We start from the raw sequence: 25,150 nt of genomic DNA, 5'->3' as shown, positions 1-25,150 counted from the left end.
GAGGATGAAGATAGCGAACGCGAAGATCGCACCCTCCGCTACCGCTTCCCAAGGGCCGGGCCGCTCCATCACCACGCCCCCAGCGCCAGCCCCACGACGCCGAGCATGGCGGCGGTTCGGCCGCTCACGCGCTCGTCATGCACGCGCGCCCAAGCCTGCACGAGCACGAACACCGGGATCGCCCACGCGACGCCGGCTGCGAACGCGACGGCAGCCGCGACGGCGCAGTCGGCGTGCCAGTCAAAGAGCGCCCCCGCCGCCGTGCTCGCGTTGAACCGACGCGCGGCCACCCCGTCGAGCACGTCCGCGACCTGGCCACCAACCAAGAGGCTGGCGGCGCCCGCGACCTCCCCCCTTTGGAGAGCGAGCGCGCCGGCGAGGCCGAGGACGAGACCGATCAGGGTGAGCGCGTTGGGGAGCAACAACGCGAGGCGGCGGGGGAGCATCGGCGCATATGGCCGCTGTCCCCCCGCTTGTGCCGCGGGCACCTACGCGAACCCGAAAAACACGTGTCCGTGTCCGGCGCTGGTGTTGGCGATTCCGCTGTCGATAACTTCGATGCTCTGGAGCCCGGCGATCGTGGTGCCGGGCGCCAGATCGACCGGCTTGACGGTGCCAGCCGTGTCCGACGCCGTAAAGACCACCTGTCCGAAGATCGTCAGCCCGACCCGGAACGAGAGCCGGATGGACCCGGTCGGGTTGAAGTCGATCGCCATGTTGCACGCGACGATGGTCGAATTCCGCGGAGGCAAGATGCGCGCCGTCGAAAAGCCAAGGGTGAGATTCGGCAGGAACCCGCCGACCCACTCGACCGACCGCGCAACGGCGGTCGCTACGCTGGCGTTCAGCGCGCGCATCGTCGCCGCCGAAGGACCGCCGCCGCCGCCGGCCGCCGCGGGCTTGAGGACCGAAGCTCCGCCCTCGTCGATGAAGACCTGAAAATGCCCCGACATGGCGTCACCCGTGCGAGAAGCCGAGAACGACCCAGGCGTGACCGGCGACTGTGTTCGTCGCGTTGTGACGCAGCCGGATTGCGGTGGTGCCTGCCGTGACCGCATTCTGGCCGGTCGGGCTGGCGCTGCGGACGGTGCCCGCGCCATCGGTCGAGAGGATGGTGACGAGGCCGTCGGTGACGTTCGTCCCGCCGATCGCCGCCTGGATCGGCATGTTCGCGGACGGTTGGAACCCGGCGACGATCCGGATCGACGTGAGGGCCCCGGTGATCGGTGCGGGGATGTAAATGTCGTCGTCGTTGCCGGCTGCGGTGAGGTCGGCGAAGTAGCCGGACACGTACTCGATCGCCGAGCGGGCGATCACGATCCGGATGTTGCTCTCCAGCGACTGGAGCAGCGACCGCGGCGGACCGCCGCCGCCCGACACGGCCGGCTTGAGGCTCTGATTGCCGGCCTCGTCGACATACACGTTAAACGGTCCGCGAAGCATGGCCGATCTGGCGCGCGGGACCCTTACGGCGGCGTGCGGCCAGCACACGCGCGCGCGTCTCGCTCCAGCGCGTCGAGGCGCTCGCCGTGGCGCCGCTCCAGCGAGTCGAGCCGCTCGCCCGCGCGGTCGATCGCCGCGCACAACGGCGCCACCACGCGCCGCGGCAACACGCGGAGCACGGCGACGAGGGCCGCGACGCCGCCGAGGAAGAAGACGAGCGCGACCAGGAGCGCGACGGCGACGGCGACCTCGGGCACTCAGGCCGCCTTGCGTGCGCAGCGACGCCGACTGTTGGCGCTCGCCGGGTCGACGTGGTTGTCGGCCGCGGCCTGGCGCAGTGCTTCGCCGGGATCCGCCTGTCCGAAGAGACCGCCCGCGCGGCTCGCCTTGGCGTAGGCGGCCGCGATCTTCGAGAAGACGACGGGGCGTGACGCGGCGAGGTCGAGGATCTCGAGCATGGTGCTTGCCATGGGGCCCGTTGCCTGCCGCGGCTCCATGCTCCCTTGCTCCCGCCAACGCGAGAGACACGCGCCGGATGCCCGAAGGGACAGATAGTCTCGGCCGGCGGCGGCCAGCGTCGGGCGGACATCCCAGGCCGAGCCAGCGCCCGCGGCGACGAGCCAGGCCGCGGCCGACCGCTCGGCAGCGCGGGCGAGCTCGGGGCTTCGCTCCGCGAGGTCGAGCGGCAACACAGCGGCGACGAGCATCCGCGCCACGTCGTCACGCGCCTCTTGGGTGAGCAGGCCGTCGTCGCTGATCAGGCGCGCCCGGTTTGCGCGGTTGATGAAGCCCGACCGCTCCAAGGCGCCCACGAGGGGCGCGCTCGCCTTGCTCGCGAGGTAGGGTCCGAGCCCCTCGTCGGCCCCGCCGGCGCGCAGCATCGCCGGTAGGTCCGGGGGGAGCTGGCGGGCGAGCGCGGCGGCTTCGTCCGCGGCCGACATTTGCTGCGTGAGGCCCGTATTGAAGTCGCGGACGAGCCTCGCCCGGTCCGCGGCGGGCACGTCGATCACGCGCACGACCACAGGGTTTTTCACGCGGGCGAGCGCGCGGGGGTCGATGCCGAAGATCTGAATCTGTATGCGCAGGAAGTCGGAAAGCACCGTGCGCCCGCGGCGGTAGTGCCGGATCACGCCCATGGCCCGCCCGTTGCCGCTCAAGACGATCTTGTCGATCGTGATGATCGGCGTCCCGTCCACGGCGCCGGAGTTGGTGTTCTGCACCAACCCGGGGATCATGTTCTGGCCGATCATGTCGACCTTGTATTTTTCGGCCGGGTCATCCTCGTACCGCCGTTCTTGCGTCTCGTCGGGGTAGTCGGCGCGCGGCTCAAAGCTGATCGGGTCGTGACTCGGGCGCAGCGTCTCGGCGTCTACGAGCACGAAGCGCGCGGGCAACACACGCGGAGTCCCGCGCGCGGACGGCAATGCGATCGTCGTGGCGTCGCCGCCGACGCCGCCGGCCACGTTGAGGCCGCACAGGTCGGCGCAGCCGCGAACGACGGCCCGCCGCGCCCGCGCTCCGCCGAGGATCTCGCACTCGACCGCGCGCGGCAGCGCGGCCAGGGCCGCTTTGTGCTTGGCCTCCAGCGCGCGCAGGCGGCTCCCATGGCGTTTTTCGGCCTCGGCCAGGCGCCGGGCCCCTGGGCTCTTCGGACCCGTCACCAGGGCCGCCAGGTGCTTCTCGCGCTCGGCCTGCCGCGCGATCAGCCCATCGCGCTGGTTTGCCTGGCGCGTTGTTAGACGGGCCGCCCGTTCGGCGACCAGGTTGTCATAGCGGGCTTTCAGCTTCTCGGCCCGCTCGACCACCGCCCGCACCGAGCCCGCGCAGCGAGGCCGGGGCTTCGGCTTCCGCGTGGCCGGCTTCTTTCGCTTCGCCGGTTTCTTCCGCTTGGACGGCTTCTTTCGCTTCGCCGACTTCTTCCGCGCCGCGCGGGCTTCCGCCGGTGCGTCCGAGCCTTGAACCTCGGGCGCCGAGCGCGGCGGCGGCTGCGGCCCGGAGGGGTAGTGGCCGCGGGGCCCGGGGCCCCACGGTTGATCGTTGCGCTCGAATTGGTCGCCGCCCCCCGCGCTGAACGTAGGCGCGTAGCGCAGCACGCTCCGACCCAGGCCGAGCCGGATCGCGTCCATCACGTCCCGGGTGTCCGCTTTCAAGGTCCACCCGAGCACGCTCTCGTTTTTCGGCCCGGCCGCGAGCGCGTCGACGATGCGCCGCAAGAGGTCGTCGCGGTCGCGGTCGCGGTCGCGCTGGCGCGCGCGGTCTTCCGCGGCTCGCTTGATCCACCCGCGGGGATAGGCCTTCTCGTGCGCGTTGAAGAAACGACGCACGCGGGCGGCGTCGACGACCGCCGGGCCGAAGCGCCGCAGCAATTCGTCGGCGGCGCTCTCCGGGCCGGGGTAGCGCTCGACCTGCTCCCCGTCGTCGCCGACGAGGACGAGGTCGCCAGCGTCCGCCAGCAGGTGCCAGGCCGCGCCCTCGAGGTCCAGTGCGAGGGCGTGGTCGGCGTCGACCTCCCGCACGCGGTTGACCAGCCGGCGCCGCGTCTCCGCTCGCTCCGGGGCCTGCAACGCCGCCGCGACGCTCGGCCCCGGCTGGCGGGGCTTGCGAGGCCGCAGCGGCAGGGCGGGCAAGCCGGCGGCCTCGCGTGCCTGGCGGATCGCATCCGTCCGCCGGTGGCCAGGCGTCGGCCCCCGCCCCACGAATTTCCGCGGCTCGCTGTCGGGGGCGAGCTGGATCGAGAACTCGGTAAGCGTTCCCTGGCCGCCGTGCTCGCGGCGTACCGCGGCGGCGCCGCGCCAGCGGCCGACGCTGTAGACCTTCGGGTATCCCTTCAGCTTCGCGGGCGGCACGGCCGGATATGGCGCGCGCGCGCCTCATGCGAGCCGCGGCGGTGTGCCGACGACGCCCTCGAAGACGGCAGCGACACCTGGCCACGCTGCGGCGCTCAATTTCGGGGGGAGCGTCGGCGGCGCATTCAGCTTGATCCCCAGCTTCGCGGAGTCCTCGAGGAACCGGGCGCGAACCTTTTTGTACGTGGCGCCGCCCCGGCCGTTGCCGAGCAGCGAGGGGGACGCCCAGCCGACCTTGATGTCGGCCACGTCGTCGACGCGGTAATTCGCCAGGATCCGCTGCATGTACACGGCGCCGGCGAAGGCCGCGACCCGCGGGAGGAACATGATCTCCGGCGGCGAGCCCAGGAGGGGCGCCGCACCGCCCAATTCCTGGATCCCCGTCCACAGGAAATAAGGCCCCAGGAGGCCGAAGAGGCCGCCCGACCCCCACGCCGCCGCCGCTGCGCCGTACACGAGCGGGGGCCGCTTGGCCTTGTTGTTGCTGTAGGCGTTCGCGCTCGCCGTGCGCTCGCCGGAGCTCTTGTTGTGCGCGGTGAGAACGAACGCGCTCTCGCGGCGGGCGGCGAGCGCGAGGAAGCGCGCGGCGCCGGCGATCCGCGACTTGATTTCCACGAGCGCGAACAACGGCCGCAACGATTCGGGAGTCGCGCCCCAGTTGGTCAGGAGGTCGAAACCCTGGACGTCGGCCGCGGTGGGAAGCGGCAGCGCGTCGTCCCAGCCGGACGGCGGCGCGAGCGGCGGCCCGGCGGGCGCCTGCGGGACGGAGGCCGCCTTCGCCGGCGGCGTGGCCATGGTCGCGACCACGGCCAGGCCGAGCCCCCACAGGATGAGGCTCACCGCGACCCCGAAAAGAAGAGCTGGTAGAGGAAATATCCGCCTGCGGCGACGAGTGCGACTTGCAGGACCGAGTTCGCCCCGGCGAGGATGGCTTCGAGGCCGTCACCGACGAGGGCTGCGTATTTCTGCGCGAGCGACTGCCCGTTCGGCGTCTTGGGCGTCACAAACCCATAGGCCGCCCATGCGGCCAGCAAGAACCCCGCGACCTTGACCACGACGGCGCCGGCGAACGGGAGGCCGCCGATCGCGATCAAGGCTCCGGCGGCGAGCGCCGTGGCCCACCACTCGAGATCGCCGCCGTCCGTGGGCACCGCGGCGAATGCCGCGCGCACCTCGACGCTGCTACGGGCGTCGAGCGCCGCGATCAGCCGGTGGCGGTTCTGCGGCGAGAAAACGCGGTCGTAGCGCATCGCCGTGCAGGTGCCGGTGGCTCGGTCCTGCTCGGTCGGGCAGTTGTCTTCGCCCGCGGGGATTTGCACCGCCATGCGCGGGACGTAGCGAAAGATCGTGTCCGCGAGCTCGCGCGTGTGTGGCTTCGAGTCCGGCCACTTCGCTTCGCCGCTCTTCGCCCACGCGTCCCACGCCGCAGCGCCCGCGGCGATCATCGTGCGCACGACGGCATATGCGGCCTTGTCGACTGGAAGCAGCGCCACGGCCGTTACTCCGGGATCTTGAGGATTGCGAAGTTGCCGCCGTCGCCCTGGCTGCCGTCCGCCGCGTCGGCGTACTGCTGCAAGAACGACCCGAAAACGGGCTTGAAGGTGATCCGCGCCGACCACAGCCCTTTTTCGTTCGGGGCGACCTCCGCGATCGGCCGCTTGAAGCGGGCGTTATAGGGGTCGTCGTTGATCTTCTTCGCGGCCTGATAGTTGGCCGGCGTGCCCGACTTCGTCCCGTACGCGGCCGACGAGATAGCGAAGAGCACGTCGCCGCCCTTGATCGCGTAGAACGATCCCGGCGTCGGCGCCGGGCTGATTTCCGGAAGCTCCGGATCCGAGTTGGGCGGCGGCGGCGCGTCGTCGAGGCCGGCATCTACGCAGGTCCCCAGGAGCTTCGCGCGAGCATCGTGCGCCGCGTTCCCCGGATCGGGCCACACGCCATAAACCCGGTTGAACGCGACGGCGACGAGCCAATCGCGCCAGGGGATCAGCCCGCGTGCGAGCCCGGCATGAACCTCCGGCCGCGTGGCCAGCACGTCGGCACAGGCGAGCGTTTCGAGCTCGGGCCGCGGCGCGAAGCCGGGGTCCGGCTTCACGGTATTGCCCGCCTTTTTCTGACCCCCGAACAAGAGGAACAGCAAGAGGCCGCCAATCACAATCGGAGTCATTGCTATTACCTCACGCGGGCCCGGCGGCGGGCCCGTGGATTACGCGACCGCGTAGAGGGTGTTCGGCGCCAGCGCGTCCTCGGCCGGCGTGATCGTCGCCTGGCCGCAGATCTGGCACGGCGGGCAGGGACCGCAGGAGGTGAGCCAGCACGTACGGCGGCCCCAGACGGTCACGACGAGCGTAGAGCCGCCCGCGACGGCGCTCGGCAGATCGAACGTGAGCCGCGCGCGGCCCTCGGCGGGCACGCACACGCAAAGCTCCTTGCAGGCGCAGCGCGAGTCGGTGATCCCGACGTAGTCCGGACGCTCCGGCTCGGACCACTCCCAGACATGCACGTAGGGCCCCTGGGGGTCCTGGGCGATGCGCTCGCCCTGTAGCATGACCTGGCCGATCGTGACCGGGACGCGAACGCCGTTGGTCTCGATCTCCACCGCCAGGGAGTCGACGCAGAGATTGTGCGAAATGCCGACCTCCGCGATGATCGTTCCGATCGTGTCGCCGGCGGCGAGCGGACCGGCGAGCGTGGCCTCGCTGACGGTGATGAGCTTGTCCTCGCGGCGGATGCGGCCGACCTCGCAAGGCGCCAGATCCGGCCGCACGGTCTCGCAATTCCAGCTTCCCACCGACGGCGGGACGACGACGGGGACCGCGGACGGAGCGCCGGGCACAGGAGCCGTCGACGGCTGCGTCGCCGGCGGCGTCGCGCACACGTAGGAATCCGTGGTGACGCAGGGCCCCTTGAGGCCGCACGCACCGCCACCGCAGCCGCCACCGCCACCGCGGGGGCCGCAGCCGCAGCCCCCAGCGGGCGCGGCCGGCTGCTGCTGCTGCATGCTCGCCGTGTTGCCGCCCGCCGCGAGTGCGTTGGAAAGCGACGGCGTGGGCGACGCGCCGTTCCCGAGAAGGGCGCAGATTGCCCGCGCACCCTCGCCGCCGGCGAGGAGAATCCGCGCGGCGTCGTTGTAACCCTGCGCCTGGAGTTGCGCCGCAATTGCCGGAATGTCAATCGGTGCCGACATTGATGTTATCTCCAATCACCAGCGAAAATCAGGCGTTCGTCGCGCTGTAGTCCTGCCAAGCCCGCCAGGCCCCAATGCCCGCCAGACCGACGCCAAAGCCCGAAAGGGCGGCAATCGCAGGACCCTGCTGTTCGGTCTTCCTCACCGCACCGCGGACGATCTTCGGCGCGAAGGCCACGACGACCACGCCGAGCGCGGCGGTCCCGTAGAGGGCCAGATACGAATCAGCGCCGAACCATTCGGCCATCTTGTCGTAAAGGTAGGAGCCGGCCCACAAGCCGAGCAGCGCGCCCGCACCGCCGTACTTGGCGACGGTCGGCATGTCCTCTTTCCAGAAGCGCGCCGCCTTCTTCTTGTATTCGGCGATGGTCTCTTCCGCCGCCTTGCGCGCGTCGTGGTACTTATCGCGCCACTTCTCGATCTGCTCGGACTTGGTTCCTGCTGCGGCAGCCATTTCGCCGGATCTGGCGAGCGCGCCGCGCGGACGGCCGTGCGGGCGGCACAGTCGCACCCTGCGGCGCCATATCGCCGCGGATGCAGCCTAATGACATTCGCCGGGCTCGCGCTCGGCTCGGGCGCGGGGGTCCGTTGTCGCAACGCGAGCTCGCCGACCTGCTCGGGCTCGACCGCTGCACGGTGAGCAGGCTCGAAGCGGGGCGGCGCGAGGCGCGGGGCCTCGTCCGCGAGGTGTATCTCGCCCTGCTACTGGCCAGCGCGCGCGGCGTCGATCTGTCGGCGGTGCTGGATCGGGCGCGGTCGCGGGGGCTCCGATTGCTCGCACTGTTTCGGGGGGCCTATGACGAATGATCGTGCATGGGCCGCGGGGATTCTGGGGATCCCCGTCGACGCCTCCCCCGAGGAGGGGCGCCGAGCCTTCCGGCGACGGATCGCCGCGGTTCACCCGGACCGGCGGCCGCATGACGCCGCGGCGGCCGAGGAAGCCCGCCGCCTGTCACAGGCCCTTGCGCTCTTCGAGCAACCGGAGCCGCCGGCCCCCGCTCCGCCGCCTCCCTCGCGGGCGACGCGGATCGTAAATCTGCGCCTGTCGGGCCCGGCGGCGTGGCGCGGCGGTTCGATGCTGGTGGACTATGGCGGGTTCGGCGGGGTCGTCCGCGTGCCGCCCGGGGTCAACGTGGGCGACGTGTTGCCGGTCGAGCTCGACCGGGGAGGCGGGCGGGCGCCGGCGATCGTCGTGGAGGTCGATTACAGTCCGTGGCGCCGGGACGGGCTCGACTTGCGCGGGGAGCTGGAGGTGAGCTTGTATGACGTGATCACGGAGGCGGAGATCACGACGCCGACCCCGTGGGGCGACGTGGCGGTCCGGCTGCCGGGCCAGCCTCACGCCCCCCTTCGGCCGCTGCGCCTGCGCGGCCGCGGCATCCGCTCGGCCAAGGGCGAGGCCGGTTCGCTGATCCTGGATCTGCGGGTGGCGCTGCCTCCCGACGACGCTCTCGTCCGGGCCGCGCTTCGCGGCCATCGCCGCGAGCCGCGGCTTGTGTAGCGCGGGCAGGCCGCGGCGCGGTCGTCGCGCTTAGGCGCGGCAAACTCTCGCAGGCGCTCTCAACGAACGATAGGGTTCAGCACCGTACCGCCATCGATTCCGCGCAAGCGCATATGCAACGCCACGACCTCGGCTTCAGTCATGCTCGCTAGCGCATCGGCCACAGCACGAGGGTATTGAATTCCCTCCTCTGAGAGAAGATGTCGGCTACGATGAGGAAAGGCATTACGCAGTTTGGGCGACCGGGCTATCTCGTGGAGATCATGGAATAATTCGCTGAGTATCTTTCGCTGGCCGAATTGCTGGCCAGCGAGGGCTGTGTTCTCGATCACGTAGCGCCATGTAATTTGCTTGAGGAAGCGAACCTCGTCCTCGAATTCCGGAGGTTTAGTGACCCGCTTTTCCTCTACACTGGTTTGTTGCACGTACCGACCAATCAACGTCGATGTCCACCAACGGAGCTTTCGTCTTTGATCTGCATTACCTACGAATGGCTCCCGCATTTGGCTTGGAAGTATGGCGAAGAGCCGTTGGGCTGCGTCCTCAAGTCGTTTGACCGCGTCTGTTGGAGCATCGGGCCACTTGGCGCGAGCCCCGCTGATGATTGCTTCAAGCTCTAGCTTCTCTTGAATCTGCGACCAGTGAATCATCCCTGCTCGGTGAAAATCCTCGAGATCATGCACGGAGTAGGCAATATCATCTGCCCAATCCATAATCTGGGCCTCAAGCGTGGGGCGATCTGCCTCGTGCCCTTCACGCGCGAACTTGAACATTGGTTCGTCCGAGTGGTACGCTGCCCATTTGCGCCCTTTCTTCGGATCATCCTTCTTGTGTAGCCACGGGTATTTCATGACGGCGGCCAGGGTAGCCCTCGTGAGGTCCAGGCCGGGCGTATCGTCGAAACGGATGGCTAGTCGCACAAGAATTCGGAAGGACTGAGGATTACCTTCATAGCCCTCAGGATCTCCGAGTTCCTTTAGTAGCTCGCTAAGGGTCTCCTCTCCGATATGGCCAAAGGGTGGATGGCCAAGGTCGTGAGCCAGCCCAGCGGCTTCGGCGACCTCTGGATCGATATCTAGCGCTTTATTCTGCTCCAGCGCCTGCTCAACAAGCCGACGCGCAATTTGTCCCACCTTGAGGCTATGGATCATCCTATTGTGAAACAGGACACCTTCGGACGCGCTGGCCACTTGAGTGACCCCCGCGAGACGACGAAAGGCACTGCAGTAAAGGATGCGGTCCCGATCGCGGGCGAAGTCCTTCCGTTGGTCCTGGCCGGCCGCGTTGGAGAATCGACCATTGCGCATTGGCAATCCTACCGGCTGGCTGAATCTGCCCGCAATTTCATTTGAACGTCGAACCCGATTTCACCACGCTGGACCAAGTGCTCGATCGCAGCTCGGGTCTCCTGTTCTGGAGTAGGGGTGATCGCGCGGAGGATTTCCAACATACCGATCGGTTGGTGGTCCCCAATGACCTCTTTGACTCTTGTCAGCAATCTGTCCGGCGGCTTCGGCATCGTTTGCACAGGATAACTGAGCCTCTACGAGGTGCCAAGCGGAGGGCATGCACCCTTGCGCGAATTGGCGCGCGGCGTGCGCGTGTGGCGCCTCGGCCGCTGACGATCGACGCGCGGCGAGGCCGACTCGAGCGTCGAGCTCGCCGTCCTGTCGGACGAGCGCCACATGGGCGAGCGCGTCCTGCGGCTGTTGCGTCCGGCTGGCCTCGGTGTGAGGTCGAGCGCCGGCTGCCGCCGAACGCGGGGTAACTAGCCGTTCTGCTGCGCTTTCGCCTCTGCCTCGAATTTCTCGCGCAGGGCGTCGTTACCCCAGCCCTCGCCCTTGAGCTTCACGATCTCCGCCACCCTGTCCGCAGCCGAGGCCGCCCACAAGATCCGCACCCCACCGCTTCCGCCCTTCTTCGTCGTCTTGACCCCGACGAATAGCCCGAGCGTCCGCCATTCCCGAATGGTGGGTATGCTGAGATTGGCCAATTTCGCCAAATCCTCGGTTGTAAGGGGGAAGGACACCGCGCGGACGGTACCGGACGCGTCGCCGCTACCGCAAGGGTTCCGGCTTGCGCAGGGAGATCGCACCGGTGGCCGTGGGCCGTGAGGTGTCGCGACCGGCGGTCCGCTCCCGGGCCCCGCGTGGGGGTTGACTGCGGCTCGGCCCGCACTGCGACCCCTGCCCAGAGCGCGCGTCCACGAACCTGCGACATCAGATCGCGGCGTGGCCCGCGTTCCTGGAGTGTTGCGACGTCACCGGCGCCGGAAGCTCGCGTCCACGGCCGCGGCGGTCTGACCGCGCGCGCGCGATCTGCTTTACGGAATTAACTAGTTAACGAAGAGCGTCCTACGCTCGCAGACGGCGGCGCCCCGCCCGTTGGGCGGCGGGGCGCCGGCGCAGCAACGTTGCCGGCGGCCATAGTTGCCGGTGAGCGACCACGACGAGCCGATCGACGCCGAGGCCGAAGAGCGGGTCTGGATCACCGTCACGATCCCGCAGCCCGGGCGCAGGGAGGCGGCGCAGGCGGGAAGCCCGATCGTCGGCCGGCGCATGCTCACCTGGGAAACGACGCCCGACGACGCGCTGCGCCTGGAAAAGACCCTGCGCTCGCACAACCGGCGGCACCGCGCCGGGCGGCCGCGTCTGTACGTCGGCGACCGGTACTGCGAGGGGCAGGCCGGCGACGACGACGACGACGGCAGCGCGAGCGCGGTCGAGATTGTCGGCGAGGCCGGGGCGCCCGACGTGGCCAGCGCCCGCGCCGAGCTCGGGCGCCTCGACGCGCAGATCGCCGAGGCCCGCGAGGAACTGCGCTCACTCCGCGCTCGCCGCAATAGCGAATGGGACAAGCTCTCGAAGGTCGAGGAAGTATGCGTCGACCGGACGATCGGGATCGTCAAGAAATGTCAAGACCACGCATCGGCCCAGCTTACGGCGGCGTGGGAGCTTGATGCCCGGGCGACGGACTATCGCCGCCAGACGCTCGACAGCCTCGCCGGTGGAGCCCAGGCGATTGTGCAGACCCGCCAGGCGCTCGACCAGTTGCTCGTTGCGGACTCTTGGGGCTCGACCATCAAGGAAGCTCGCGCGTTCATTGGCGAGGCGCTCGACTCCCCGATCGGACGCGTGATCGGGTTCGGCCTCTCCGCGGGGGTCACGGCCAAGCTCTCCAAGGTCTTCGGCCAGCCGATCACCCCCGAGGACGCCGCGAAAGCCATGCTGATCCACGGCGGGCAGTACCGCGACCGGCTCGCGGCGATTCATCGCCTGTGCGCCAACTACCCGGCGAGCGGCGTGGCGCAAGGGGCGACGCTCGCGCTCCAGATCCTCGACGGCGACTGTGAGCTGACCGCGCTGGCCGAGCGCCTCGACCGCGGCGAGGACATGCCGCCGATGCCGCCGTGATGCGCGTCCGCTACCGCGGCGCGGCGGCCCAATGGGGCGCCGGCGACGACGTTCACGGCTGGCAGGTGTGGCGACCGGGCGAAACGTGGTGGCGCCGGCCGACGAGCGCGTCGGAGCGAGTCGCGGTGCTCGCCTGCCAGGCCCTTCCCCGGGAACGCTTCACGGGGCCCCGGGGCGCCCTGGTGAGATAGGCTGGGGAAGCAACTTTCGCCCGAGCCCACCTCGGGTGAAAGGAATGATGTACCTCACGCGGAGGCGCCGATGCGCCGGTCGCTGGCGAGAACTTCTCGTGGTGTCCTCCCGCCATGAACAAACCCAAAAGGCCCAAACCCGCCCGGTGGGCGGACATGGCCGACGGAGAGCGCCTACAAATTCTTAATGAGCTGAGCGAGGGCGGATTCGGCTCTGAACTGAGGGCCCGCAAGATCTTCGCGAATGAGGGCTTCGAGAGCTGGGCTTTCTACTACCTGGATCGGGATGGCGCCAATGGCGGTACGACCCGAGAGGTGGACATCTTTGCCCAGCGCATAGGCGGTCTGAAGGACGCTCGAGAGTTCCACCACCAAATCGTCGGAGAAGTGAAGAGCGGCTATATATGGATCCTCGGGGACAAATTGCCGCCAGACATGTTCGACCCTCGGGGGACCATCGAGTCGGAACTTCCGGAGTGGTTCGACCGGGAACTGGCGAAAATTCCGGTCGGTGGGGCTCACCCTCGCGACACAAAGGGTGACGTCCTCGCTCTCGACGACGCCTTCTGTGGCATGTCGTTGGTCCCCCAGCATCTGTCTACCTCGATCCATCAACACAGAACCGACAAGGCAGCGGATGCCTGGTTTGAGGCCGCAGTGAAGGTGGCGAAGGCGTCCGCCGAGATCCAACCCTTATGCGTCGTCGAGGGCGACAAAAAGACAGAGGTGAGGATATTCGCCGTCGTCGTGCCGCTGATCGTGCTCGACGGAAACTTGCTCGCCGCCGTAGACGGACCCGACGGGCTGAAGCTCGAGCCAGTGGACCACGCCCTAGTCCGCTTTACCGTGGGTAGCGCGCACTATCCCGAGAAGGACACGTTCGTCCACGTCGTCACCATGGATGGGTTGCCCTCATTCTTGCGGAAGGTGATGGCGGCGGAGATAGATGCGTCCCAACGCGCCCTGCGCTTCCTCGCCGCTGTTCGTTGACGCTCAACCCGCGTCGCATGGATTCGTGCGCAAGCTCCTAGCCTAGCGGCGCGCCGGCGTCCGCGCCGGCCATATCGGGCGTGTCTCGCTCGCTCGTCGGCTTCGCCGTCGCCCTGGCGGTCGTCCTCGCCCTCGCGGGCCCGCCGCAGAAGACCACGCCCAAGCCGGGGCCCACGCCGCAGCCGGGGCCGCAAGCGCCCGCCCCCGACGACGACGCGCCCAACCCGCTCGACCTCCCCGTCGCGCTGGTCGACCTCCGCGGCAAGGCGCCGAAATCATACATTCGCCGCCGGCGCTCGCCCTCGGATGTCCGGGCGCTCGTCCTGCATCAGACGGGTTTCACCTGGCAGCCCAGCAATCCGAAATGGGCCGAGGTTCGCGCGCACTTCGTCGTGAGGCGCGACGGCTCCGTCGTGATGAACTTCGACCCGATCCAGCAAATGCGGTTTGGCTCGTCGCTGGCGAACCCGTTTTCGATCACGATCGAGTTTGAAGGCAACTATCCAAGCGCGGACGGAAAATGGTGGAAGCCCGAGGCTTTCGGGGCGAATCACCTGCAGGATGCACCCCAGCAGGTCAACGCGGGCCGGAGGCTGATCGCCGGCCTCCGGCAGCTTTACCCGTCGATCACGCACGTGTACGCGCATCGTCAGTGGGAAGCGAAAAAGAGCAATTGCCCGGGTCCCGATCTTTGGAGGTCGATCGGGGAGTACGCGATAAATCAGCTCGGGCTGAAGGACGGCGGCGCGGATTGGCATTACACGGGCGGCATGGCGATCCCCGCATCCTGGCGGACCGCTTGGGCTTGAGGGTCAGGCAGGCGCAGCGAGCCGGCATCTGCGCGGGCTGGACGGAGGCCGAAGGCCGCGTCCTCGAGCTCGCGCCGATCCTTCGCGGCTGGCACCGCCCGGGCCGCAGCCTGGCCGGTTGCGGCGCGCGGGGTTCGCCATCGTGCTCGGCCGGCGCCACAAGGACATCTCGCGCCATATCGGCCGATGCCTCGCACGAACGCCGCCCGCCGCGCCGCCGTCAAGACCTTGGGAAAGAAGCGCCAGTCCGCCGCGAGGCGGGCGAAGTCGCCGGCGAAGCGGGCGAAGTCGTCGGCGAGGTCGGCAACGCGGGCCGCTCGGCTGACGGCGGACCGCGCCCGCGCGCAGCTCGAAGCGGTCGGGGTTACACTCGAGTACGATGGGAACGACTACCGCGTCGCCGTCGCCGGCGGCTCCGAGGACGAGGGCTATCAGACCGACGACCTCGCCGACGCCCTGGCGACGGGCCTGGAGATGGCGGCGGAGGCCGCCCGCGGGAGCGGGCGCGGGGGCGAAGCGCCGGCCTATTACACGGTCGTGATCCCGTACACCAAGACGGGCCGCACGATGTGGCACCCGACCGAGGCGTCGGGCCCGTTCTCCGTGCTCACCCGCGGGATGTTCCGGACCCCGGGCGAAGCGACCGAGTGGGCTCGGAAGCACCTGGGGCGGACCGACTACGAGGTCCGACCCGTGATGGACGTTTGACGGGGGCCTAACGAGGTCCAGGCTTCACGAAGCGCGGCGCCTCGCTGATGTGTCCGCCAACCTGGCAGCCACAGGAAGTCCGGAGCAGCAGGGACGGCAGGAGCGTCAGCAGCACCCAGAACACGGCCGCCGCCGTGGCGGGGACGACGCGGAAGACGGGGGCGGACGTCGGGTTCTGAATCGGGGTCTGCGTCGGGAGGACGAGGAGCTGGGGCTGCGTCGGGAGGACACGGATCGAGGTCTGCATGGGGTTGAACTCCGCGGCGGGATGTCGGTGCCGCAGTGCGAGGCTACTGACCTCGTTGCGAGGCGACCGAGGGACGCCGCCCTATTCTGGAGGGAGCGAGGGGGCCAACGGGGCCGCCGAACGGCTAGACGGGGCGTCAGATGCCGTTACGAGGCGATCCGTGACCCCTTTGAACAGGAGATACGGCGGTCGCGTATCTCGGCAGGGGCGCGCCGCTGCCGACCCGGTCGGCACTCCTCAGCCGAACCGGAACGCCCGTTGAAGGTCACAGGAGATAGGTCGGATGCGGCGCGCCGCCTTTGCAAAATTCGCGAGGTACGGGTGAGCGGAGGTGGCGTTTTGCCGCGCGCATGCCGCGGTGCGCGCAAACAAGCATTGATCCAGAGGATGGGCATATGATAGACAGAGGATAGCCGCTCCTGGCCTGGCCAGGGCGCGCGTCCGCCCTCCGGCCCGTCGGCCGGCTGGACGGAAGCGCGCTTCCGCTGCAACATCGGACGTCGATGGCCACCCCGACCCCTGAATCCTCGGGCTCCGCCGCACAACAAGACTCCCCCGCCGAGCGGCCGCCCGCCGAACACCCGCTCGTGGTGTTGTTCGCTACCTGGATGGCAGGCTCGCGTGAGGCGGGCATGGCGATGCTCCAGCCGGATGCCCCAGACGTGCTGCCTGGCCACCCGCCCGGCGCGTACAAGCGCCCGGGCCTGCGTCAGCACGAATACAAGCGGCCGGGCGCGAGGCGTTTACAGGGAGAGCCGATCGCCGAGCCCGCGGCCGACTTGTTCGGGCGCCTCCGGCAGGTCATCCGCTTGTTCTCCGCTCGCCACCGGGTTCACGGGTTCAACCTCGACGAGAGCCTCGGGCGGTTCGACGGGACGACCAAGCTCGGAATGGGACACCCGTTGATCCGCGGCGACCCGCGGCGGCTGTACGTGCTCCAGCACGAGGTACAGCGCAAGTGCCTGACGACCGTCCTGATGAACCTGTCCGCGGCCCCGCGCGCCGCATTCATCTTGCGTGTCATTCTCGGGCTCTCGCGCGACGAGGTGTCTGCGATTTTCGGCACCGCGACCGGCGCGAACACTGCCTACACACGCGCGCGTCAAGACCTGGGCGAATATCTCGACTACGTCTGCGAGCACGTGGATCCCGAGAACCCCTGTCGCTGCGAGAATCGCCTCGCAAGCGCCGTGGAGCACGGCTTCATCACCTGGCCGGAGCGCGACGATCTCGCGGGCGACACGCCCGTCACGTCCTCGCGGCGCCAGGAGTACGAGGTCATCTTCGCCCCGCTGCCGGCCCCCAAGTGAGAAGGAGCGCGCCTTGACCGTCCTCGCGGATAGCCCGTTCCCGCCGCTCGACCCCGCCGATATCACCCGTCCGGCCCCGCGGGAGTTGACCTTCGGCCTGCTCGATCCGCCGATCGACGTGAGTCCGGTGCTCGACGCGGGCTTCGGCGACGACGACGACGACGCGCCTCCGGTGGAAGCGGCCGGCCTGCCGCTCGGTCCCTTCGCCGGGCGATACACGCTGCTGCGAACGCTCGGCGTGGGCGGAATGGGCGTCGTTCAGCTCGCATACGATCGCGTCGCCTGTCGCAACGTGGCGATCAAGCGGATCAAGCCGAGCTATGCGGACACGAGCTTCACGGAGCGCTTTCGGCGGGAATACCGAGCGCTCGCGGCGATCGGGCACTCGGGCGTCCCGGCGATCTACGACATCGGAGAGACCGAGGGCGAGCCTTACTTCGCCATGCAGATCATTTCGGGCGAGACGATCCGCGACCGCTTGCGCCGTGAGACGACGATACCGCCCGCGCGAGCGCTCGCGCTGGCGATCGACCTCGGCCGTGTGCTCGCGGCGGTTCACAACGCCGGCGTGATCCATCGCGACGTGAAGCCGGACAATGTGATCCTCGAAGGCGAGCGCGTGCGCCTGATCGACTTCGGTGCGGCACTTTTGACCGCGGACTACTACGAGCAGCCGCACCTACGCGATCCGACCGAGGCCGGCAAGCGCTGGCGGACGGCGGAGATGGAGTGGATCGGGAATCCGGCGTACATGTGCCCGCAGTGGGTCAACGAGGGCAAGGTCTCGCCAGGTACGGACGTGTTCTCGGTCTGCGTCGTCCTCTACGAGATGATCACCGGGCGGCGTTTGTATGCGCGGGAGGTGTGGCGCCACCGCGAGATCCGAGCGGAGGAGTTTGCGCCCGAGCTCGGGCCGCTGGTCGTGGAGCTTCGGCGCGGCGTGTCGCGTGTAGCGGAGCGCCACCGCAGCATGGCCGAGCTGGTCCGGGCACTCGAGATCGTGCAGTCGCGCCTGGCGGCGCCGGCGAAGCGACCATCGCTGCCGTTCGTCCTCGGGGCCTCCCTCGCATCGTTCGCCCTTGGCGTCGGCGCGACCGTGGCTCTCCTGTGGGCGGCCGCGCCGAGCGAGCCGGCGGTCGTCGAGTCGCCCGCCGCCGAGCCGCGGGTCGTCGCGCCTCCCGTCGTCGAGCCTGCGGCCGCGAGCGCGGTCGTCGGGTCGCCCGAGCCGCCGCGGGTCGTCGAGCCCGCGGCCGCGAGCGCGGTCGTCGAGCCCGCGGCCGCGAGCGCGGTCATCGAGTTCGCAGCCGCGAGCGCGGCCGTCGAGTCGCCCGAGGTCGTCGAGCCTGCGGCCGCGAGCGCGGTCGTCGAGTCGCCCGAGCTGCCGCGGCCCGAGCCGTGGGCGAAGCGCATGCGGCGGGCCGAGGCTCGCGCACGGGCTTGCCTGAAGCGCGCGAAGATCGAACCCGAGCCGCTCTTGACGACCATCGCCGCCGACGAGCCGCCCAGCGTTCGAGGTCTCGCCTCGGGCTCGCCCGAGACGGGGTGTATCCGCGAGGCCCTGGATCACTTCGATCTTCGCGTCGCCAAAGGGCAGCGGCAACACACGTTTTTCCCTCGGTAGGAGGTCGCCATGTTGCTCCGCCTCGTCCTGGTGTCGACCATGCTCGTCCCGCCGCCCTCGGAGGCCGAGGCCGTCGCGGCCTTCAACGAGGGCAAGCTGGAGCTCGCGTTGAAGCTGCACCGCGAGCGAGCCGCCGCCCCGGGTGTCCACGCTCCCACGGCGCTCTATGGCGTCCACGACAGCCTGCGCGCGCTCTACCGCACGACGGGGGACGTCGCCCACCTGTGCGAAGCTCTCGACGTGGCGCGCGGCTTAGTCGCGCGAGGGGGCTTCGCCACCCCGAAGGAGGAGGCCGCGTGGGTCGAGCTCGAAGCGACCGACGCGTCCCTCGTGGACAAGGCGGACGCAGAGTGCCCCGCGTCGGCGCCGGCCGAGCCGACGCCCGAGCCGGCGCCGACGACCGAGCCGCCGACGACCGAGCCGTCGACGACCGAGCCGACGCCGACGACCGGGCCGCGGGCCGAAGGACCGGGGCCGCAACCTGGCGCGAAGGACAGCATGCCCGAGCCTGGCGCGAAGGACAGGCCGCCGTGGAGACCTCGCGGCCGCGTGATCGCGGCCTCCGTGCTCGGCGGGATCGGGCTCGGCTTGCTCGGGGGCATGGCCGGCGCCCTCGTGCGACGTGAGCAGGCGGAAGCCGAACTCGGCGCCATCGTCGACGCCGCGCGAGGCCGCGAGTACACGGCCGCCGAACGGGCCGCGGCGCACGGCGCCAACGACCGCTATGTCCGGCTCGATGCGACATGGCCTGCCCTGCTCACTGTTGCGTGTGTAAGCCTAATTACAAGCGCGGCAGTCCTGTTCGCGCCGACCCGCGCAGGCTCACGCGCGAGAGCGCGCGCCGGCGGCGCCGGCTTTGTATACTCGTTCTGAGCCGCTTTGCGCTCGGAGGTCGCCATGAACCGCGCTCGCGCTTTGTCCCTCTGCATGCTCTTCGCGTTCGGCGCCTGTGCCGATCACGCGCCGTCGTGGGCCGACTTCTTGGCCAACGACATGACCCACGGGACAGGTACGAGCAGCGAGGGCGGAGCGGCGGAGACGACCGGCCCCGCGAGCACAAGCGACGAGCCGAGCCCGGCGACCGGCGACTACGAGGGCACGACGGACGCGACGGGCACGAGCGAGGCCGGCAGCACGGCCGGCAACGCCGAGTTTGTCCCGCCGCGGATCCTCGACGTCGACGTGCCCGCGAAAGTCCACCTCGCCGGCCCGGTGCCGGTGACGGTGACGACCGAGGGCGGCGCGAGCCTCGTGCGCGCCACGCTCGACGGCGCCGAGCTGGAGCCGTTCACCGACCAGGGTGGGGGCGTGTGGACCGGCGCCGCGCCCTGCTACGGCGCCGTGGACAACGGCGCGCACGTACTCGAAGTGACCGCCACGCGCGGGCCGCTCGCGCACGTGTGGCCGCCGGTGATGTTCGAGGTCGCCGCGCCCGCGCCCGGCGATCTCGCGTGGGGCAGGCTCGGGCCGAGCGGCTCGATCTCGCGGCGCATCGTCGCCACCCCCGAGGGGGACGCGATCGAGGTCGGCGCCGTCTTGATCGACGGCGCGCTGCGCCCGTCGATCCGGAAGCGCCGAGGCGAGGACGGCGCGGAGATCTGGGCCGAGGGAACGATCGTGCTCGACTCACGCGAGGGCGCGGTCGATGCGGTCGCGCTGACGCCGTCCGGCGAGATCTGGGTCGCTATGAACGTCCGCCAGGCGGACAAAAAGTGGCGGCCGCGGATCGTCTTGCTCGACGCCGAGGGCCAGGAGACCGGCGTGGAGATGCCGACCGATGCGGGGTCGACGGTGCGGGGCATCGCCAGCGACGACGCGGGCGGCTGCATCGCGGTCGGCTTCGGGGCCTCGGGCTACGGCGACACGGACATCAAGGTCTGGCGCATGACCGCCGAGGGCGTCGCGGTCGTGAGCGCGAAGGGGTGGGACCACGTCCCGAACGGCAACGAGCTCTTTAAACACTCCTTCGACGACCTCGCGTTCGACGTGGTGATCAAGGACGGCGTCGCGTGGGTCGCCGGCGCGAGCGTCGGGGAACACAACGGCATTTGGACGGAGTCACGCGGCGTCCTCGTGCCCCTGGATCTTGAAACCGGCGCGCGACTCGACCCGGTGATCGTGCAAGAGGTAAGCGGCGGCTGGCGGCAAGGGATGTATCTCGGCGCCGCGGCACATCCGGACGGCGTGGTCGTCGTCGGCTACGGGGCGACGGGCGACGGGACGTCGCAGCGGATCGAGCTGGCGCTTTACGACGCCAGCGGGGCCCGGCTATGGTGGGTTCCCGAGGCGGCCGCTGATGTCGCGTACGGGACCGGCGTCGCCGTGAGTGCGCATGGCGGGGTGATCGCCGGGGGCGTGGTGAAGGTCGGCGGGTTGCTCCGCGGCGTTGTGCTCGGGCGCAAGGGTCTTGTGTACGAGCACAAATTCTCGTCCGGCCCGGAGGCGTCCGCGGTCTACGGCGTCGCGGTCGACCCCTGGGATCAAGTGTTCCCGGTCGGCGAGCTGACCACCGCTGGCGTTCAGTACGCCCGGGCGGCGCTCGTGCGGCAGTGAGCGCGGCTCACTGAGGGATGAACGCGTTACACGCCTCGTGAACGAGATCGGCGGCCTCGCTGAAGAACCCGTCGTAGCTGTCGGCGCAGATGTTGCCTTCGCGGTGGTAGTCGAAGGTCTGCACGACTTCGCGTAGGTGTTGCTGCCAAAGGCCGTCGTCGTAGACGCAATCTGGCACGGGCTCGCCCTCTAGCGGCTGCGGGATGATCGCCAGGCCGACGACCGCGTGCTCGTCCCCGCCCTTGGCGGCCACCACCGCGTCATGAACTTTTTTCGCGCTCAGGACCGATTGCTCGTCCTCGTTGTCCATGATGAGGACGAACACGAGCAGGGCGTCGTCGCGGAGAAAGCCCTCGTTGCAGCCGCCCGGGCCGTTGAGCTCGCCGGACACAGCCGCGACGAGCGTGTCGGCGATCGGTGAATTGGCGCCGAAGGTCCCCACCTGCGCGATGCAGGCGAACGCGTCCGGGTCCGTCGCGCCGTTGATGATGTAGCGGTTTCCCCCGTCGAGCTCGCACACGTGGTTCGTGGCGTGCGGGCCGGCGTTGTAGAGCAGGCCGGCGCCGCGGGTCCGGTCGCACTTGAACACGGTGTCGGCGTACGAGCCGCAGACGTAGTCCATCGCGTATGGGCCGCAGTTACCCGCGTTCCCACAGAACTCGGGCTCTTCGCAGCCCGTGCCCCGCCAAAACTCGTCCGTGTTCACGCTGATCACGTGCCGGTCGAAGTCGGCGAACTTCGACGCCAACACGTCCACGAAGCCGTCGTAGCTCGCCAGGAGTTGATCTTGTTCGTGGCGCATCGTGCCGAAGGCGCTGATCACGAACAGGAAATCGATCTTGCCCTTGCACCCCTCGGGTTGCGGATCGCCGACGTCGGGCGCGGGGTCCATGTCGAACGTCGAGACGCCGGCGGTGCTGGCGGCGGCGCTGTCCTCGGCGCCGCCGGACGTCGAGGTCGACGACGACGAGCCGGCCGAGCTGGTGGACGAGGTCGAGGTCCCCAGCGTCGTCACGGACGTCACGCCGGGCCCCGTGGAGAACCCCGGCGAGTTGTCGGTGCCGCAGCCCGCGAGGGCGGCAGCGGCGGCGAGCAGCGCAAGGCGGCGCATGTGTCAAGTCTACCCCGGCCGGCGCGCGCTGTCTCGCGCATCACCGGACAGAAAAGCCAAAGGCTCGGCCAGCAGGCGCGGGCCGAGCCTTCGGTCGAGTGCCCTGTCGGGGCTACTCGGGCGGTCGCAGGAGCTTGCGCGCCATGGCGAGCGCGCGCGCTCGCCTCTGTTCCGGCGTAAGCGTCGCCGGATCGAGGGCGATCAGCGCTTCATCCTCTGGCGTCAGCGGGCCCGGGTCGGACAGGCCGAAGTCGGGCATCGCCGGCAGGTCGAGGTGGGGCATCGTCAGCGTGCCCAGGTCGGGCATCGTCGGCGGGTCGAGGTGGGGCATCGTCAGCGTGCCCAGGTCGGGCATCGTCGGCGTGCCCAGGTCGGGCATCGTCAGCGTGCCCAGGTCGGGCATCGTCGGCGTGCCCAGGTCGGGCATCGTCAGCGTGCCCAGATCGGGCATCGTCGACGGGCCCAGGTCGGTCGACGGGTTCACGTGGGCCTGGAAGAGCTGGCGCAGCCTGGCGTTCGCGTGCGCCTGTCGCTGGTCCGCTGGAAGCGTCGCCGGATCGAGGGCGAGCAGCGCTTCATCCTCCGGCGTCAGCGGACGAACAAGCTCGCCGAGCGTGGCCGGATCAGCGGTCAATTGGCTTAGAATTCCGAGTATTTCCAGGAATTCGGCTTCGGACTGAGGGAGACGGGGTGGATTCGACATACTTGGGCCAGGCGTACACGCCGCATGGTGGCCTGGCAACCCCGCGCACGCGGAATTTCGCCGGACGCACCGGCGCGCCCGCCGGTTGCGAAGCTCACGTCCGCCGCTGCGCTGGCTACCTTGCCCTTGCCCCCCTCGAACTGCGGATCGCCGAGGTTGGGCGCGGGGTCCATGTCGAAGGTCGAGACGCCGGCGGTGCTCGCGGCGGCGCTGTCCTTGGCGCCGCCGGACGTCGAGGTCGACGACGGGAGAGCCGGTGGAGGAGGTCGAGAACGTGCCTTGTCGCTGCCGCAGGCGAGTCTTGCGCGCCGGGAAGTCGAAGACCCGGCCCACGCGGAGCGCGAGCCGGGTCGTCGGGCCTTCGCTGGGGTTCCCGCCCCAGCGCGGCCTAGCCCGCCCCGTGGAGTCGTTTCGGGGCGGGCCTGCCCCGATATGGCCGACGCTTACCTCGCTGCGTCTCGTCGCCGCCTACGCGCCCTCGTGGGACGAGCGCGGCGTCCTCACGCGGACCGAGGGCGCCGGAGGCGTCCGGCGGCGCCGGCAGCGATGGAGAGGCGAGCGGCGGCGGCGGCGATGGCCTGTCCTCGCGGACATGGCCCGCAACCTGGTAGTCGCAGCCTGTCCGTGCGATCAGGGAGATGAACAAGGCGAGCGCCGCGCCGATGAGAGTCTCGGCGAGGTGTAGTGGGGATCGGGTGGTGTCGGTCATGTTCCCGTCCCTCGCCGGAGGCCGACCACACAGCACAGCGGTGGCGCGATCACGAGTCCACCGCCGCGAATAAAGAAGCGGCGCACGTGCCCATACTAGCGCGTGCGCCGCCCGTTACGTGACGCGTGAACTACGACCGCTTCTTCGGATAGGCAGCGCCGCCCGGCTCATACTGCCGTTCATTGTTACATTTTTTGCAGTAGCCCTGATGCCGGTCCGCGGCGTCGTCGGAGTGGTGGAAATCATCGAGCGGCTTTTCCTTGCCGCACCGGGGACACTTCTTGCGGAGAGTCATGACGCGGATCCTACCGCAGCTTCGGGGAGTCGCAGCTCCGGCGAGCCGCGAGCCGCGCCGCTGCGCCGCGCCGCCCGACGTCGACCTCGGCCCTGCACGCGCGTGTCGATCTTGACTCTTGACGCGCTCCGCTCGCACTGCTAGCCGACAGAACGGACCCGTTCCCGCGGGCCTGACATGGAGTCATCTGATGGAGTCCCAACCGCAGATGCTACGCCCGGCACGGCGCGCAAAGGCGAGCGAATCTTCGCCGCGCGCAAGCTACCGGGGTTGTAGCAGACGCCCGGCATCCCCAGCATCTGCGGGACGATGCAGCGGTTGCAGCTCTCGCAGGCGGTGGCGGTGGTGTCGGACGGGCCGGAGGCGGCGAGGAAGCGGCGGGCCAGGTCGGGCTCGGCGTAGAACGGGCGGCCGATGCCGATCATGTCGGCCTCGCCGCGGGCCAGGATCTCGGCCGCCTCGGCGGGCGTGCGGATGCCTCCGACCGCGAACACCGGCAAGCTGACCGCCGCCTTGATCGCGCGGAAGACTTCGCGGTTCCACATCGGCGAGAGCGGGTACTTGCGCGAGGACAGGAACATGCCGACGTGGACCAGGGCGGCGCGCATGCGGCTGCCGGTGGCCTCGAGCAGGCGGCGGCGCAGGCCGGGGTTGTCGAACGAGGCGCGCGGGAACTCGCCGCGGGCGATCGAGGTGTTGGGCAGCGCGTCGGCGATCACCGGCGTCAGCGCGGCGAAGCCGGCGGCCTCGGCCATACGCGCGATCTCGACGCCCTCGCCGAGGTCGATGCCGCGGCCGATCGGGGTCAGCTCGACGGCGGTGTATTTGAGGAGGACCGGGAAGTCGGCCCCGGCCTCGCGGGCGATGGCCTCGCGGATCTCGCGGATGAAGGTCATGCGCCCGTGGATGTCGCCGCCGTAACGATCGCGGCGGCGGTTGAAGATCGGGCTGAGGAATTGATGCAGCAGCTTGGCGTTGCTGGCCGCCAGCTGCACGCCGTCGTAGCCGGCCTCGCGCGCCCAGGCGGCCACGTGGCCGAAGCGGGCGATCAATTGTTGGACCTCCGCGGTGGTGAGCACGTGCGTCTGGCTGCGATGCAGCGCGCGCAGCCACAGCGGCAGCGGGCTCGGGGCGTACGGCGGCGAGCTGCGGACCGGGGCGAACTTGGTGTGCCAGCCCTCGAGCGCGAACAGGCCGCCGTGGCCGAGCTGCGTGACGATCTTGCCGCCCGCGTCGTGGACCGCGCGCGTCAGCGGGGCGAGGGCGAGCATGCGCTCGCGTTCGCCGATCGCCGACATGCCCGGCGAGGTGCGGCCCTCGGGACAGACGATCGTGTTGCCCTGAATGATGAGTCCGACGCCCGCGGCGGCGTTGGGCACGAAGTGGCGGGCGTAGACGGCGGCCGGGTCGTCGGCGCCGCCCGCACCCTCGAGCACGGGCGCGCGGTAGAGGCGGTTGGGCAGGCGGAGCGCGCCGATGTCGATAGGGTCGGTGAGGCGGACGGTGGACATAA

Annotated in this window: 27 protein-coding genes; 11 read left to right on the top strand and 16 right to left on the bottom strand. The window is 69.7% G+C overall.

Annotated elements, in window-relative coordinates:
- Positions 1–68: 68 nt before the first annotated feature.
- The 10 genes from POL25_RS27495 to POL25_RS27450 form a co-directional block, all read right to left on the bottom strand.
- The gene (locus POL25_RS27495; protein WP_272089188.1) at positions 69–446 is read right to left on the bottom strand and encodes a CDP-alcohol phosphatidyltransferase family protein; all 378 of its coding nucleotides are present in this window, start codon (positions 444–446) and stop codon (positions 69–71) included.
- Between the two features lie 42 nt (positions 447–488).
- A complete protein-coding gene (locus tag POL25_RS27490; RefSeq protein ID WP_272089186.1) occupies positions 489–857 on the bottom strand; it encodes a hypothetical protein in 369 nt (122 codons plus the stop codon).
- Between the two features lie 100 nt (positions 858–957).
- On the bottom strand, positions 958–1,491 hold the full coding sequence (locus POL25_RS27485; RefSeq protein WP_272089185.1) for a hypothetical protein: 534 nt from the start codon (positions 1,489–1,491) through the stop codon (positions 958–960).
- Positions 1,467–1,700 carry a hypothetical protein gene (locus POL25_RS27480; RefSeq protein WP_272089184.1) on the bottom strand — a complete coding sequence of 78 codons (234 nt, stop codon included), beginning with the start codon at positions 1,698–1,700 and terminating at the stop codon, positions 1,467–1,469. The genes POL25_RS27485 and POL25_RS27480 overlap by 25 nt, the downstream gene beginning before the upstream one ends.
- Positions 1,701–4,289: a hypothetical protein gene (locus POL25_RS27475; RefSeq protein ID WP_272089183.1), complete on the bottom strand. Its 2,589-nt coding sequence runs from the start codon at positions 4,287–4,289 to the stop codon at positions 1,701–1,703.
- 24 nt (positions 4,290–4,313) lie between these two features.
- On the bottom strand, positions 4,314–5,129 hold the full coding sequence (locus tag POL25_RS27470; RefSeq protein WP_272089182.1) for a hypothetical protein: 816 nt from the start codon (positions 5,127–5,129) through the stop codon (positions 4,314–4,316).
- The gene (locus POL25_RS27465; protein WP_272089181.1) at positions 5,126–5,782 is read right to left on the bottom strand and encodes a hypothetical protein; all 657 of its coding nucleotides are present in this window, start codon (positions 5,780–5,782) and stop codon (positions 5,126–5,128) included. Before POL25_RS27465 ends, POL25_RS27470 begins: the two co-directional genes overlap by 4 nt.
- A 5-nt stretch (positions 5,783–5,787) precedes the next feature.
- Positions 5,788–6,456 carry a hypothetical protein gene (locus tag POL25_RS27460; RefSeq protein WP_272089180.1) on the bottom strand — a complete coding sequence of 223 codons (669 nt, stop codon included), beginning with the start codon at positions 6,454–6,456 and terminating at the stop codon, positions 5,788–5,790.
- A 39-nt stretch (positions 6,457–6,495) separates the two neighbouring features.
- Entirely contained in the window at positions 6,496–7,476 is a 981-nt protein-coding gene (locus tag POL25_RS27455) for a hypothetical protein (RefSeq protein ID WP_272089179.1), read from the bottom strand.
- Positions 7,477–7,504: 28 nt separating this feature from the next.
- The gene (locus POL25_RS27450) at positions 7,505–7,987 is read right to left on the bottom strand and encodes a hypothetical protein (RefSeq protein ID WP_272089178.1); all 483 of its coding nucleotides are present in this window, start codon (positions 7,985–7,987) and stop codon (positions 7,505–7,507) included.
- Positions 7,988–8,064: 77 nt separating this feature from the next.
- Between POL25_RS27450 and POL25_RS27445 the strand changes: the two genes are divergently transcribed.
- Positions 8,065–8,283, top strand: coding sequence for a helix-turn-helix domain-containing protein (locus tag POL25_RS27445; protein WP_272089177.1), 219 nt, complete (start codon positions 8,065–8,067; stop codon positions 8,281–8,283).
- The gene (locus tag POL25_RS27440) at positions 8,273–8,977 is read left to right on the top strand and encodes a DnaJ C-terminal domain-containing protein (protein WP_272089176.1); all 705 of its coding nucleotides are present in this window, start codon (positions 8,273–8,275) and stop codon (positions 8,975–8,977) included. Before POL25_RS27445 ends, POL25_RS27440 begins: the two co-directional genes overlap by 11 nt.
- Positions 8,978–9,036: 59 nt before the next feature.
- Here the strand turns inward: POL25_RS27440 and POL25_RS27435 are convergent, their stop codons facing one another.
- Positions 9,037–10,284 carry a deoxyguanosinetriphosphate triphosphohydrolase family protein gene (locus POL25_RS27435; RefSeq protein WP_272089175.1) on the bottom strand — a complete coding sequence of 416 codons (1,248 nt, stop codon included), beginning with the start codon at positions 10,282–10,284 and terminating at the stop codon, positions 9,037–9,039.
- 461 nt (positions 10,285–10,745) lie between these two features.
- The gene (locus tag POL25_RS27430) at positions 10,746–11,006 is read right to left on the bottom strand and encodes a MerR family transcriptional regulator (protein WP_272089174.1); all 261 of its coding nucleotides are present in this window, start codon (positions 11,004–11,006) and stop codon (positions 10,746–10,748) included.
- Between the two features lie 406 nt (positions 11,007–11,412).
- On the opposite strand from POL25_RS27430, the gene POL25_RS27425 reads away from it, so the two are divergent.
- The 4 genes from POL25_RS27425 (at position 11,413) to POL25_RS27410 (ending at position 15,088) form a co-directional block, all read left to right on the top strand.
- Entirely contained in the window at positions 11,413–12,390 is a 978-nt protein-coding gene (locus tag POL25_RS27425) for a hypothetical protein (RefSeq protein ID WP_272089173.1), read from the top strand.
- 305 nt (positions 12,391–12,695) lie between these two features.
- Positions 12,696–13,571, top strand: coding sequence for a hypothetical protein (locus POL25_RS27420; RefSeq protein WP_272089172.1), 876 nt, complete (start codon positions 12,696–12,698; stop codon positions 13,569–13,571).
- Positions 13,572–13,651: 80 nt separating this feature from the next.
- Positions 13,652–14,380 (top strand): peptidoglycan recognition protein family protein, encoded by a 729-nt coding sequence (locus tag POL25_RS27415; RefSeq protein WP_272089171.1) that lies wholly within the window; start codon positions 13,652–13,654, stop codon positions 14,378–14,380.
- 186 nt (positions 14,381–14,566) lie between these two features.
- A complete protein-coding gene (locus POL25_RS27410) occupies positions 14,567–15,088 on the top strand; it encodes a hypothetical protein (RefSeq protein WP_272089170.1) in 522 nt (173 codons plus the stop codon).
- Between the two features lie 7 nt (positions 15,089–15,095).
- Here the strand turns inward: POL25_RS27410 and POL25_RS27405 are convergent, their stop codons facing one another.
- Entirely contained in the window at positions 15,096–15,335 is a 240-nt protein-coding gene (locus POL25_RS27405) for a hypothetical protein (protein ID WP_272089169.1), read from the bottom strand.
- Between the two features lie 503 nt (positions 15,336–15,838).
- Between POL25_RS27405 and POL25_RS27400 the strand changes: the two genes are divergently transcribed.
- From POL25_RS27400 to POL25_RS27385, 4 genes are read left to right on the top strand one after another with little or no spacing between them, the layout of a single operon-like run.
- Entirely contained in the window at positions 15,839–16,645 is an 807-nt protein-coding gene (locus POL25_RS27400) for a sigma-70 region 4 domain-containing protein (protein WP_272089168.1), read from the top strand.
- Between the two features lie 13 nt (positions 16,646–16,658).
- Complete coding sequence (locus POL25_RS27395) at positions 16,659–18,266, top strand: serine/threonine protein kinase (protein WP_272089167.1); 1,608 nt, start codon at positions 16,659–16,661, stop codon at positions 18,264–18,266.
- 9 nt (positions 18,267–18,275) lie between these two features.
- Positions 18,276–19,139 (top strand): hypothetical protein, encoded by an 864-nt coding sequence (locus POL25_RS27390; RefSeq protein WP_272089166.1) that lies wholly within the window; start codon positions 18,276–18,278, stop codon positions 19,137–19,139.
- 54 nt (positions 19,140–19,193) lie between these two features.
- Positions 19,194–20,819, top strand: a complete 1,626-nt coding sequence (locus POL25_RS27385; protein WP_272089165.1) for a hypothetical protein — start codon at positions 19,194–19,196, stop codon at positions 20,817–20,819.
- A 7-nt stretch (positions 20,820–20,826) separates the two neighbouring features.
- Here the strand turns inward: POL25_RS27385 and POL25_RS27380 are convergent, their stop codons facing one another.
- Entirely contained in the window at positions 20,827–21,930 is a 1,104-nt protein-coding gene (locus tag POL25_RS27380; protein ID WP_272089164.1) for a hypothetical protein, read from the bottom strand.
- Between POL25_RS27380 and POL25_RS45010 the strand changes: the two genes are divergently transcribed.
- Positions 21,929–22,573, top strand: coding sequence for a bacteriophage T4 gp5 trimerization domain-containing protein (locus POL25_RS45010; protein ID WP_373372116.1), 645 nt, complete (start codon positions 21,929–21,931; stop codon positions 22,571–22,573). The genes POL25_RS27380 and POL25_RS45010 overlap by 2 nt on opposite strands.
- Positions 22,574–23,472: 899 nt before the next feature.
- On the opposite strand, the gene POL25_RS27370 is transcribed toward POL25_RS45010, so the two are convergent.
- Both POL25_RS27370 and POL25_RS27365 read right to left on the bottom strand, forming a co-directional pair.
- Positions 23,473–23,637: a hypothetical protein gene (locus POL25_RS27370; RefSeq protein WP_272089162.1), complete on the bottom strand. Its 165-nt coding sequence runs from the start codon at positions 23,635–23,637 to the stop codon at positions 23,473–23,475.
- 140 nt (positions 23,638–23,777) lie between these two features.
- The gene (locus POL25_RS27365) at positions 23,778–25,148 is read right to left on the bottom strand and encodes an oxidoreductase (protein ID WP_272089161.1); all 1,371 of its coding nucleotides are present in this window, start codon (positions 25,146–25,148) and stop codon (positions 23,778–23,780) included.
- Positions 25,149–25,150 lie beyond the last annotated feature (2 nt).

Source organism: Nannocystis bainbridge (genome assembly GCF_028368995.1).
Classification (GTDB): domain Bacteria; phylum Myxococcota_A; class Polyangia; order Nannocystales; family Nannocystaceae; genus Nannocystis; species Nannocystis bainbridge.
The sequence above is the reverse complement of the archived record's forward strand: the minus strand, read 5'-3'. Positions and strand labels throughout refer to the sequence as shown.

Excerpts from the sequence above, each read along its gene's own strand:
- POL25_RS27495 (WP_272089188.1), bottom strand. The coding sequence starts at position 446 with ATGCTCCCCCGCCGCCTCGCGTTGTTGCTCCCCAACGCGCTCACCCTG.
- POL25_RS27490 (WP_272089186.1), bottom strand. The coding sequence starts at position 857 with ATGCGCGCGCTGAACGCCAGCGTAGCGACCGCCGTTGCGCGGTCGGTC.
- POL25_RS27460 (WP_272089180.1), bottom strand. The coding sequence starts at position 6,456 with ATGACTCCGATTGTGATTGGCGGCCTCTTGCTGTTCCTCTTGTTCGGG.
- POL25_RS27455 (WP_272089179.1), bottom strand. The coding sequence starts at position 7,476 with ATGTCGGCACCGATTGACATTCCGGCAATTGCGGCGCAACTCCAGGCG.
- POL25_RS27440 (WP_272089176.1), top strand. The coding sequence starts at position 8,273 with ATGACGAATGATCGTGCATGGGCCGCGGGGATTCTGGGGATCCCCGTC.
- POL25_RS27435 (WP_272089175.1), bottom strand. The coding sequence starts at position 10,284 with ATGCGCAATGGTCGATTCTCCAACGCGGCCGGCCAGGACCAACGGAAG.
- POL25_RS27420 (WP_272089172.1), top strand. The coding sequence starts at position 12,696 with ATGAACAAACCCAAAAGGCCCAAACCCGCCCGGTGGGCGGACATGGCC.
- POL25_RS27410 (WP_272089170.1), top strand. The coding sequence starts at position 14,567 with ATGCCTCGCACGAACGCCGCCCGCCGCGCCGCCGTCAAGACCTTGGGA.
- POL25_RS27405 (WP_272089169.1), bottom strand. The coding sequence starts at position 15,335 with ATGCAGACCTCGATCCGTGTCCTCCCGACGCAGCCCCAGCTCCTCGTC.
- POL25_RS27400 (WP_272089168.1), top strand. The coding sequence starts at position 15,839 with ATGGCCACCCCGACCCCTGAATCCTCGGGCTCCGCCGCACAACAAGAC.
- POL25_RS27390 (WP_272089166.1), top strand. The coding sequence starts at position 18,276 with ATGTTGCTCCGCCTCGTCCTGGTGTCGACCATGCTCGTCCCGCCGCCC.
- POL25_RS27385 (WP_272089165.1), top strand. The coding sequence starts at position 19,194 with ATGCTCTTCGCGTTCGGCGCCTGTGCCGATCACGCGCCGTCGTGGGCC.
- POL25_RS45010 (WP_373372116.1), top strand. The coding sequence starts at position 21,929 with ATGTGTCAAGTCTACCCCGGCCGGCGCGCGCTGTCTCGCGCATCACCG.
- POL25_RS27380 (WP_272089164.1), bottom strand. The coding sequence starts at position 21,930 with ATGCGCCGCCTTGCGCTGCTCGCCGCCGCTGCCGCCCTCGCGGGCTGC.
- POL25_RS27370 (WP_272089162.1), bottom strand. The coding sequence starts at position 23,637 with ATGACTCTCCGCAAGAAGTGTCCCCGGTGCGGCAAGGAAAAGCCGCTC.
- POL25_RS27365 (WP_272089161.1), bottom strand. The coding sequence starts at position 25,148 with ATGTCCACCGTCCGCCTCACCGACCCTATCGACATCGGCGCGCTCCGC.